Source organism: Coxiella endosymbiont of Ornithodoros maritimus, from assembly GCF_907164965.1.
Lineage (GTDB): Bacteria > Pseudomonadota > Gammaproteobacteria > Coxiellales > Coxiellaceae > Coxiella.
On record NZ_CAJRAM010000081.1, the window covers coordinates 1 to 10,614 of the forward strand.

The window sequence follows — 10,614 nt, forward strand, 5'->3', positions numbered from 1 at the left end:
CACATATTGAGCGCCTAACCCCTCTCGTGTGGATCACCTTACCCCACTCATCAATCCCACACAGTTGAAAAACCCCTTTTGCAATAAATACCAACACCAAGTATTTTAATATCTTTCATGGCCCTGCTCCTTTTTTTAAAAATAGAAACTCTATGTTGGCGCATTATAACGCCCTCTTTAAGGAGGGGCACTTTTCATTAGGTTACTTAGCCACTGGGCCCGCAAGGTGGTATAGAAAACCTACACTTCTAATCGCACCCAGTGCGAAAGGCCGTCTACCGGAAGTATAGAAGAATAGATGACTTTCATGGCCGAAGGCACAGGATTCAAGCTAAGGTGCTTAGAAAAATGCATTGAATGTTTTTTAACCTCTTGGCTTAGATCCTACCGTCTTGACTGTGAGAGTTCCGTATTCTTGAACAATTCTGAGGACGATCTCGCACAAGGATGATGGCGTAGGGTTTTTGCATCGTATCAAAACCGCAACGCTTGTTTTAAGCTTTGGTCTGATTGCCTTGGCAGGACGAATTAGATCCGTTGACATCGCTCTTGCTCGTAAAATTTAGCATACCGGTAAAATGCGCCGTAGCTGTGTCCCATTGCGATCACAAGTCCGGGCCAGCCATCTAAAAAACCGAACTTGACAATATAGACCTTGATAAAAGTCCAGCTCATGTGGGTGATGGCTCGCAACATAGAAGCTTTCCCATATTTTTTTTTAAGTCGGTCAACACCAAGTGTCGAATAGCGGTTTGCCTTGTGCATCATTTCCGATAAGTCCTCGAAGGAGATCTGCCAAATAGGATTTTTTAAATAACCCATGGACTTGTTGGTGTGACAATGATAGTTTTCGTGGACGACATCGGGAACATAAGTGAGCGCATTTTTTCGAAAGAGTTGTGGTTGACGATAATCAGGATACCAACCGCCGTGCTTAATCCAACGACCCATAAAACGATTTTTACGCGGTATTTTATAAATATCCAGAGCATTATTTGAATTAATGATAGAAAGAATTTCATCGCGCGCCGCGGGCGTGCAGCATTCATCAGAATCAAGACTAAATATCCAATCGTATTGACAGGCAGCGACAGCTTGATTACGTAAATCACCAAAACCGCGAAAAGGCACTTGGACAACTCGTGCTCCTAGTTTTTCTGCCAGCTCGGTAGTTCCGTCGGTGCTGTGCGAGTCAACGACAAGCACTTCGTCGGCCCACAAAACGCTTTTAATCGCGTCTTCAATTTTGCTTATTTGATTATAAGCGATAATATAAACGGATAATTTATTCATAAATTTGTCTTACTCATCTTCCTTGTTCTGCGGGTTCATTCTAAATATTGTGTTTATCGATGATTTTTAACGTGTTCGCGGGATCGTGCTCTCGAGAGAGGATTTTCCCCGCACGCTTTGCATTTTCTTGGAAACGCGCATAATCACAACGGATTAAACATAACGCTTCATAAATACACTCAGGCGATCGGTAGTCTATCACTTTTCCAGCTTGAAATCGCTCCACAACTTCACCCATCCAGGTATTATTGACAGTAATAATAGGGCAGCCAGCGTATAAAGCATCTAAAGTAACACCGCTAAATTTATCCTGATAACTCACTCCATCATAAACTAAAAGGCCTATGCCGCCGATAAATAATCGTTGGTAATCTGCCTGGTCAAGCGCGCGATCATGAATAATTAATTTTGATAAGGGAATATTTGCCAAGCGTAACAGGGTGGCCTTGCTTTTCTCATCATAACGACCTGAAAAAGGAGGGGAAATTTGTAACTCAATGGGTAAGCTCTTTTCTTTTTCGGCTAAATATTCCAAAAAAGAAACTACCTCTGGGAATCCTTTATCCACTCGGGCTGCGCCGGCATAAACCACTTTCTTAAACGAATTTTCCTCCAAAGAACGAAGAGGAGCCCCGTAAGTGGGGCAAGCCACAAGTTCACAGTGTTGAAACCCACTTTCTTGGAAAATAGTGAGTAACTTTGCGGTAGGAGCCATCATAATAAATTCAGGATTTTTTTTGGCTATCTTTTTTAGCAGCGCCATTTTCTTTTCGGAAACTTTAAATTGATGGAAATGCAAAAACAGTTTCCCCTCGTATTTTTTCTCTTTCAAAAGCCAATCTAGGTAAATTAAATCAATGCGCCCCGCCGTTGGGATAAAAATGGTTTTGCCAGAGCAAAGTAAGGAACGTAAACAAAAAAATTTTTGCAGCTTGCGCCACCGATGTCGAAAGTAAGGGCGAAAGCGGACACGCGCGCCAGGATAAAGAGTGCACCCCCGTCGGTTCAGCCATACATGAAGGTCATACTTAAAAGCGGCATTGGCCTGAATCAGACTGTGCACATACGCATGGCAATGGCCTGTCTGATCCGCCAAGGTAGGCTCGATAATATGAAGCTCTCGCATCTATAGTGAATCCTCTCGCCCTTATGTTATAGTAACCGCTTTATTCTAATGTTTATTCGAGAGGAAATCATGCAGGAAGCCCCTAGACCAAGATATCAAAGAGTAAGAAAAACGACAGAGGTCCTTCTGGCTGCTACCGCCTTTTCTGTGCCTCTTTCAACGACAACCACCTGCATTTTCTTCCCAATCGCGACGCTTCTCAGTTTGTTCAGCGATCCATGGCATAAGAAATGGCGTGTGATTTCGTCACACCCAGTTGCAATTCTCTTAATACTATTTATAGCGCTCTATTTTATCGCGGCTTTCTATTCTATTGCGCCAAACTGGGATATTTTTCATCAATTTTCCAAAACGAGCAATCTCTTATGTGCGGTTATTTTAATTGGATTTTCGTGTGAGCCTCCTTGGCGACGCTATATCCTGAATGCTTTTCTTATTGCGATGACTATTACGCTCGGTTTGTCCTATATAAAATATTTCTTTAATCCGCTCTTATTTTTCTCTACTCCTTTTGGGAAAAGTAGCGTTTTTAAAGATCATATTATTCAAAACTTCTTAATGGTTATCACCGCTTTTATTTTTCTTTATCGATCTTTAACCCCGGTAGCACCTACCTTTAAGCTGAGAACTCCTAATAAATGGCTCAACCGTCGGATCTATGGAATCCTCGCTTTTGCCGCGATCTTTAATGCCCTATTTATTAATGACGGACGTTCTGGTTATTTTATTTTCGCTGCTCTTTTCTTGTTTAGCGGCGGGCTTCATTTTGGGTGGCGCGGCCTCCTTGGCGCTCTCATTATGGCTGTGCTTTTAAGCGGCCTGGCGTATCACTTTTCGGATCAGTTTAGATCGCGGATTACAGAACTGGTTCAAAACACCGAACGCTATCAAAAAGGAGAAGCTAATACTTCTGTTGGCATTCGTATTCAATCTATAAAAAACGCTTATTTTCTTTTTAAGCAACGGCCGTGGCTTGGCCATGGTACCGGCGGGTTCCACACGGCTTACGCGACATTGCCGTCCGAGAAAACCAAGGTCACCGGTGATATGCGTCTCTCTTATAATGGTTATTTAAACGTTGGTATTGAACTCGGCATTGTCGGTGTTTTTCTTTTGCTGGTGAATTTCTTAATTCAATGGAAATACAGTTACTCGCTTTCGAGCGATTACCACTATTTCATGCAAGCGTTATTGATTGGCATGATGATAGGTTGTTTAGGCAATTCGTGGTTAAGCGACACCACGGAACTTCATTTATACGCTCTTTTTCTAGGGGTCGCTTTCTCAGAAATGGCCGCAAGACAAGCGGCGTGGACAGGGAAGCCTGAAGAAAAACTGCGTTCTTTTCAAGCGGCATGAAGAAGCCGCTAATCAATATTATCGGCGCGGGCCGCCTCGGCAAAACGATTGCCCGACTTGTGGTAACACATGAAGCGGGAATCATTAAGGGCGTTTGCAATGCAACGGTTAAAAACGCCGAAAAGGCCGCTCAATTTATCGGCCAAGGGAAAGCTTTTAATACAATTGAAAGTTTGCCGCCAGCAGACATAACGGTAATAGCCACTCCCGACGATTATATCGAACCGTGCTGTCAACAACTATCACGAAGCAAAAATCTAAAACCGGCCAGCATTATCCTACATTGCAGTGGATCGCTTTCTTCCGAAATTCTTTTTTCTGTTGTAAAGAAAGGATGTTTCACCGCGAGCGTCCACCCCCTGCAAAGTTTTGCTGTCCCCAAGCTGGTCCTCTCACGCTATCAGGGGACTTACTGCGCTCTCGAAGGCCACAGCCAAGCAATACCTCTTTTGAATGAGATTTTCACGGCGATCGGCTCTCTCACTTTTCTCATTAGCGCTAAGAAAAAAGCCATTTACCATGCGGCGGGCGTTCTCGCCTCCAACTATCTCGTGACTATCGCGAATACGGCAGCGCACTGTTTGAAGGAGGCCGACGTTGAAGAGAAAATGGCGCTCGGAATGATTATCGATCTGATGAAAGGAACGCTTAATAACCTCGAAACCACTTTATCCCCTGCAAAATCGCTCACAGGGCCTCTTAAACGGGGTGACATCAATACCATTCTTAAACATCTTTACGCACTGCCTGATAAAAAATTATTAGAATTATACAAAACACTCGCGTTTTCAACGCTAGAAATAGCGGCTTTGCCAGAAGAAGAGAGAGAAAATATAGAAACCCTGCTCCACTCTTACAAGGGAAATCAGAGCGAAACGTAATTCATTTTTTCCATCGTTTCCAATATTATAGCGGGCTTCAACGACTTCATGCATTGTTGATGCCCATAGGGACATTCTCGTTTAAAACACGGACTGCACGGTAAATCCAATTTAGCTGTTTCGGCTTTTTTAGATAAGGGTGGCGTAAATGAAGGAGTCGTGGGACCATACACGGCGATTACCGGACGGTCTAAAGCAGCGGCTACATGGAGTAAACCCGAATCATTAGCTATCACCCCCGACGCCAATGAAAGCAAATGGACAGCCTCGCTGAGTGTCGTCACACCCGCCAAATTTCGAGCGCGGCCTCCCGTTAGCGATTCGATGCGATTTGCAGCCACTTTATCTTTTGAAGATCCAAATATCCATACCTGCCATCCATCCGCCAATTTATTTTTGGCAACTTCAGCATAATATTCCGCCGGCCATTGCTTGGCCGGGCCGAATTCAGCCCCTGGGCATAGGGCCAACAACAGAGCAACGGGTTCTTGCAGCGCTAATCGACTTAACGCGGTGGCTCTCTTGGCCGGTGAAATCCGCAATTGAGGCCAGGGCAACTCTGTGGGTAGGGGTTCACCTTGACCCAATCCAAGAGCAATGTAACGATGGATCATCAGTGCTAAACGCTTTTTATCTAACCGGCGAATGTCGTTTAGCAATCCATAACGCATCTCACCCACCCAGCCGGTGCGTTGGGGTATATTGGCCCAATAAGGGATCAATGCGGATTTATACGAATTTTGTAGCACAATGGCTTGGTCGTAGCCTCGTTCTCGCAAAGCGACACCCAGGCGATAGCGCTCCCTTAATCGCACTTCCCCATGGCCAAAAGGTGAATCAATCGTACCACTGATTTCCGGCATCCCTTCCAGCAACGGTTTAGTCCACGCTGGCGCGAGGACGTCAATTTGAGCGTCGGGATAACAGTGCTTTAAGCATATAAATAACGTCTGTGCCATCACCATATCACCCACCCAAGTCGGGCCCACGATCAAAATTTTTTTGCTGCTATTCATAAGTTAAGCTCTAGATTCCTTAAAATAAGCTCTAGATTCCTTAAAATTTTTGAGGATATATTTGGCTTCACAATAAGGGCAAGTCACATATCCTTCACGCTCAATAGGAAGATAAACACGCGGATGAGCGTCCCACAGGCGATCCTGCGGCATCGGACAGGAAAGCGGAAGATCAGCTTCTGTCACTTCGTAATACCGCTTTATACAACAAGCTCTCGGCTTTTTCATCATTCATCCTCGATTTATAATATCCAAGATTCTAGCATAATGACGAGAAAATGGGAGCTGAGGCTACTACCGCCCACAGTAATTTTAATTTTGAGTTGGACATTCCCGCACAGAAATCAATTTTAGGAATACTTTATTGAAGCTCTCTGCTTCGATACGTTCTTGTGCCTCCCGACGATCTTTGGAATAATGATCCACAAAGGGAATGGTAAACGTACGGCATCCTTAAACGTCAATTTATCTTTAAAATAGGGGAGCATTAATATTAATATGGCTCGATACGAACCACTCAAAACGATTACGCTGTCTTCTGGGAATGTTTATTTGCGCTCGCGCCAATTACCTAAATTGGTTCATTTAAACGACCCTGCTTTTGTGCTGATGACTGACTTTTATCAAACGCCACCCCATGTGATGCATCCGGATAAACCGATTGACGATGCCCTTAATGAAATGAAAATCCACGGAGTGCACTTGCTGCTGGTACAAGATGATAATAAACATATTATCGGCGTCGTCAGTTCGGAAGAAATTTTAGGCCAGCTACCCATTAAAATTAGCCAAGAAAAACGCATTAAACGTTACCAAGTGTTAGTTAAAATGGTCATGACGCCATTGGATCAGATCTGCGCTTTTGACATGCACACACTGGAATACGCGAAAGTAGGAAACATTATCATTACTTTAAAAGGTTTGCGCACCCAGTATGCTTTAATCATCAATAACAAAAATGATTCTCACCAAGTCCTGCGGGGAATTTTTACTACTTCACAAATTAGCCGTCAGTTACACATGGATATTTCTGATGCGATTGCCAAAGCACAATCTATTTCCAAGCTGCAAAAGCGACAATCAAAAATTTAAAGACTAAATTCGTGTTTATATTCTTCCTTGGGATATGCAGGGAGACGTCGATGAAAAAACCCTAGGTTTCTGTACGCTCGACTTAAATCACCCATCGAAACTCACAGCTCCTCAATGCACCAGTAGAGCTTGGACAGTAACTGTGGATCTTCCGCATCAGGATTATGAGCATAGTGCGCTTTCAACACGCGACACAAGTTTTCTCCTAATCGAACATTTCCCTTGAAAATTTTTGGGTGAAGTTTGAGCCGTTTCTATTAAATTCGTAATCAAAATATCCAAATTCAAATTCGCTCGCTTTCGCACCGCAACCTTAATGATCGCCTCCAACAATCTCTGATTGTAACGATGTTGGGGGTCATTCTTTACTTTTAGAAACAGAAACTCAGCTAAATAGTATTTAAAATTACCCAAACGTCCAATTAAAGTATAAATTACCTTTATATTGACGGCTTTTTTACCGTGGGCAAGGTAATGATGAATCAGGCTAAAGAGTTTCGGTTTATTATTTTTCTCCTTCCAAAGTTGATCACTCACGAAATCGGTAAATCTCACACTCCCCATGTAATGCCATGGATTGACTTCAATATTCCCTAACCAGCGCTTAAACACATGATCTTTATTTGAATTAATCATTTTTTCAATAAGTGGAAGCCTAATCTCCTCATACCCGCAAATTACCGTTAACTCAATAAACCAATACTCAGTCCATTCATAGCAATTAGAAACTCTTTCCGCTTGCTCAAAAACAGCTTTCGCATCGGAAAAGCAAGTTTCTTTCACTTCCTTTCTAATATTTCCTTGTTCCACATAATATTTTAGAGCTTTGAAAAAAGAGTTAATTCTATAAGGGACTAACCAGCTCCTTTCATAGGCTTTCCCAAAAACCTTAGTAATTTCGTTATCGACTTTTTTAAGGGATTGGTAACGGTATTGAATTGCTCGGGTGTACATCAGATTTCTATAAGTACAGTAGTCACCCCCGTTGATCTTTTCTAATTCTGCAAAACACTCATTTACTCTTTCAAAATCTCTATTACAAGATGCCGCTTCCAGCATTTTATTGAAAAGCTCAATCCGAATTGACTGCGGTTCTTCACACGTTACTCCTGTGGAAATTTCTGCGTTGTCAATTTTATCTAAAAGAATTATTCCGTTGAAAAAGATACTTTGGATTTCTTGATAGAACGGATCAAACGGATCAAACGGATCAATGCATCCACTTTCAAACCATTGTTTCACTGCGCCCACAACGGTGGGATATGCCCTGATATCACACCAACCCCTCTTAAGGGAGGAAAGAAAAAAGTGAATAGCTTCTTTTTCGGCCTCTGCCGTACCGATTTTCTGTAGAAGGAATAATCGGGCGTTCATAAGTTCACTATAATAAAGTAGATCGTAGTTAAACTAACTAAGTCAACCCATTGCGTCGGAGTAAATGGTTTCTCGGACATTAAAACTTCCCGCTTTTTCCGCCACGCGGATCATACGAACAAAAGTGTCTAGAGAGGGAGATACCCTGGAATAGAGATCCCAACAGAAATCAAATGCCCTTAGATCACGCAATTTTATGATTAAACAATTTAATTCTGAACCATCCAAAGGCAAGTCATTAGTAAGAATGTCAATCAATGCTGGGTAAGTTTTTACATTGCGCAAGGTCGAATCATCTACTCTGGGACCAGCATAAATGCTCACTGGAATAATATTTTTCACAGCCAACGACTGGCGCAACACTATTTTATTTTTCATGAAAAAAACTCCTTTTGCTTTTCGCTGAGTGAAACAACTCATTGGAATAAATTAGGAACAGAGGGATAGTACTGTTACTCCGTCTCCATAAATATAGATAGGATAAGAAAATATAGATAGGATAAGAAAAAAACCGATGGCCAAGAAAAGAAATCGGCGATGGAATGGAAATGACAGAAGGTTTCGGCGCTAGCCATCTTAAAAGTCCTTTTATTTTCAAAAAATTGAAACGCTCCGATTTCCCAAGAAAGAATCTATTTATATTTTCTCTTCGTCCCTCATCAAACTCCCATACTTCTTGCAAGAGCTTTAAAACAACATCGGATTGCTTAAAACAGATTGCTATATCGATAATACTGCTCCACAAAAAAGTGCTTTTATCAAGAAAATTAATCTCTTTTACTCTCTTAAAAAACTTCGCCAAAAGCAAAATCTTTCATAATTTTCAGCTTTGAAATTAGTTTTGCCGCGCCACGTACATTAATCACCTTATCGATTTTATAAAAATTACAAACTACTTTAACCAGTTCCTCAATGCTAATAACGTTGAGATCATTGCTAAAATTTTTATTATACCTTGACTCGTGTTCACTCCCTCTTCCCTTTGCAATACGAATAGGTTTCAAACATTGCCAAAACCAATTTATATAACAAGTTTGAAAAAGAGCATTAAAAGACTCTATGGGAAGTTTGTTGGAGTTCTTCCACTTGAAGAGGCCCTGCCAGCCAAAAAAGTCTTTTTTTGCAAGTTCAAAGCACTTTATTTTTACTGCGGAGCCCTCACTTTTTTCGGCAATACGATTTAGTACAATTAGTAAGGCTTGAATAACAGCCTCTTTTTTGTGTTCGGCGGGAATCTCAGTAAGAAGCATTTCAATTTATGAAACAGGGGCTTGTGTCCATTATGTTCTTTATTTATAAAATTTCATTTTAATATAATACAGCCTATTAACATAGGTAGTACAATCAGCTTTTTTACCTCTCTGAAGTTCTGCGAAAAGATTATTAGCGATTTCAAAGTTCCATCCCAAAACCTCTACCCGAATCCTGTTGTTATAGAGTTTAATCCGGATCGTCTCTGCTTCGTTAAACGAGCTAGTTTTTGCAGCCCCCAATGGGCGCGATACGATATCTACAGGGTTTTCAGCATCAATATCTTTAAGTAAACTCAGCGCATTAGAGCCTCTATTTTGAGTCCCTAAACTATCCAGCATCGCATTATAAACATGCACATCATGTTTAGCGTGCGACTCGTCGGTCGCGCAACGAGGGCGCCGCCTACAGATAGCGATTATAAAGGCTTTCAACCTCCTCGAAATAGCACATTTTTATAGCAGCCTGCCATCATATTGGCATAAGTAATAATAGCATTGGCTATGTTGGCGTCTACGGCTCGATAAAAAACCGTTTATCTCAATTTATAGGCCTTCCATTGTCCAAAAATATCGACCCATGGATTTAGCTCAAAAACATCTAGTTTTGTATTTCTATCGTTCCAGATTCGGATTAATACTTCTTCAGAAGACCTTGCATCTCGAAGCTCTTGCGCCAGCAGTCGCGGATAATCATTTTGAAAATCTTCGGGTGTCGATACAATTTCTTTTTTTCAAAAATCCTTTCTAATTGCTCTAATTGGCGTTTTTCTAAGATTTTTTCTCTTCTCATAATGTACTCAGCGATAGCTATCCATAAGCTGGGTCTCTATGCAAAATACAAAACATATTCAATTAAACCAAGTTAACGATGGATTTAGGATGCGATTAGAAGTGTAGGTTTTCTATACCACCTTGCGGGCCCAGTGGCTAAGTAACCTAATGAAAAGTGCCCCTCCTTAAAGAGGGCGTTATAATGCGCCAACATAGAGTTTCTATTTTTAAAAAAAGGAGCAGGGCCATGAAAGATATTAAAATACTTGGTGTTGGTATTTATTGCAAAAGGGGTTTTTCAACTGTGTGGGATTGATGAGTGGGGTAAGGTGATCCACACGAGAGGGGTTAGGCGCTCAATATGTGTCCACTGTGGCAAGGCCTTAAGGTGGCTTGTGTGGTTGATAGAAGCGTGTGGAGGCGCGAACCATTGGTATCGGGTTCATGGG

Annotated in this window: 10 protein-coding genes and 3 pseudogenes; 4 read left to right on the forward strand and 9 right to left on the reverse strand. The window is 41.8% G+C overall.

The window, feature by feature from the left end; translation table 11 throughout:
• The 3 genes and pseudogenes from OWO34_RS07440 to OWO34_RS07450 form a co-directional block, all read right to left on the reverse strand.
• Positions 1-119 (reverse strand): annotated as a pseudogene (locus OWO34_RS07440) (IS110 family transposase); the annotation flags it as partial.
• A gap of 409 nt (positions 120-528) precedes the next feature.
• Positions 529-1,293: a glycosyltransferase family 2 protein gene (locus OWO34_RS07445; RefSeq protein WP_267257068.1), complete on the reverse strand. Its 765-nt coding sequence runs from the start codon at positions 1,291-1,293 to the stop codon at positions 529-531.
• Between the two features lie 40 nt (positions 1,294-1,333).
• Positions 1,334-2,419 (reverse strand): glycosyltransferase, encoded by a 1,086-nt coding sequence (locus OWO34_RS07450; protein ID WP_267257069.1) that lies wholly within the window; start codon positions 2,417-2,419, stop codon positions 1,334-1,336.
• A gap of 48 nt (positions 2,420-2,467) precedes the next feature.
• Between OWO34_RS07450 and OWO34_RS07455 the strand changes: the two genes are divergently transcribed.
• Complete coding sequence (locus OWO34_RS07455; RefSeq protein WP_267257070.1) at positions 2,468-3,778, forward strand: O-antigen ligase family protein; 1,311 nt, start codon at positions 2,468-2,470, stop codon at positions 3,776-3,778.
• Positions 3,775-4,659, forward strand: a complete 885-nt coding sequence (locus OWO34_RS07460) for a Rossmann-like and DUF2520 domain-containing protein (protein WP_267257071.1) — start codon at positions 3,775-3,777, stop codon at positions 4,657-4,659. The genes OWO34_RS07455 and OWO34_RS07460 overlap by 4 nt, the downstream gene beginning before the upstream one ends.
• Here OWO34_RS07460 and waaF read toward each other — a convergent pair.
• From waaF to OWO34_RS07475, 3 genes are all read right to left on the reverse strand, one after another.
• Positions 4,644-5,675 carry a lipopolysaccharide heptosyltransferase II gene (gene waaF, locus OWO34_RS07465; protein ID WP_267257072.1) on the reverse strand — a complete coding sequence of 344 codons (1,032 nt, stop codon included), beginning with the start codon at positions 5,673-5,675 and terminating at the stop codon, positions 4,644-4,646. The genes OWO34_RS07460 and waaF overlap by 16 nt on opposite strands.
• 3 nt (positions 5,676-5,678) lie before the next feature.
• A complete protein-coding gene (locus OWO34_RS07470; protein WP_267257073.1) occupies positions 5,679-5,906 on the reverse strand; it encodes a zinc-finger domain-containing protein in 228 nt (75 codons plus the stop codon).
• Between the two features lie 81 nt (positions 5,907-5,987).
• On the reverse strand, positions 5,988-6,101 hold the full coding sequence (locus tag OWO34_RS07475) for a hypothetical protein (RefSeq protein WP_267257074.1): 114 nt from the start codon (positions 6,099-6,101) through the stop codon (positions 5,988-5,990).
• Positions 6,102-6,173: 72 nt separating this feature from the next.
• Here OWO34_RS07475 and OWO34_RS07480 point away from each other — a divergent pair, with 72 nt between their 5' ends.
• On the forward strand, positions 6,174-6,767 hold the full coding sequence (locus tag OWO34_RS07480; protein ID WP_267257075.1) for a CBS domain-containing protein: 594 nt from the start codon (positions 6,174-6,176) through the stop codon (positions 6,765-6,767).
• On the opposite strand, the pseudogene OWO34_RS07485 reads toward OWO34_RS07480, so the two are convergent.
• The 3 genes and pseudogenes from OWO34_RS07485 to OWO34_RS07495 all read right to left on the reverse strand — a co-directional run bounded on the left by OWO34_RS07485 (position 6,764) and on the right by OWO34_RS07495 (position 9,751).
• Positions 6,764-8,519, reverse strand: a pseudogene (locus OWO34_RS07485) (CBU_1665 family Dot/Icm T4SS effector). The gene OWO34_RS07480 and the pseudogene OWO34_RS07485 overlap by 4 nt on opposite strands.
• Positions 8,520-8,926: 407 nt before the next feature.
• The gene (locus tag OWO34_RS07490) at positions 8,927-9,391 is read right to left on the reverse strand and encodes a hypothetical protein (protein ID WP_267257076.1); all 465 of its coding nucleotides are present in this window, start codon (positions 9,389-9,391) and stop codon (positions 8,927-8,929) included.
• Positions 9,392-9,430: 39 nt separating this feature from the next.
• Entirely contained in the window at positions 9,431-9,751 is a 321-nt protein-coding gene (locus OWO34_RS07495; protein WP_267257077.1) for a hypothetical protein, read from the reverse strand.
• Positions 9,752-10,412: 661 nt separating this feature from the next.
• Here OWO34_RS07495 and OWO34_RS07500 point away from each other — a divergent pair.
• A pseudogene (locus OWO34_RS07500) lies at positions 10,413-10,614 on the forward strand (IS110 family transposase); the annotation flags it as partial.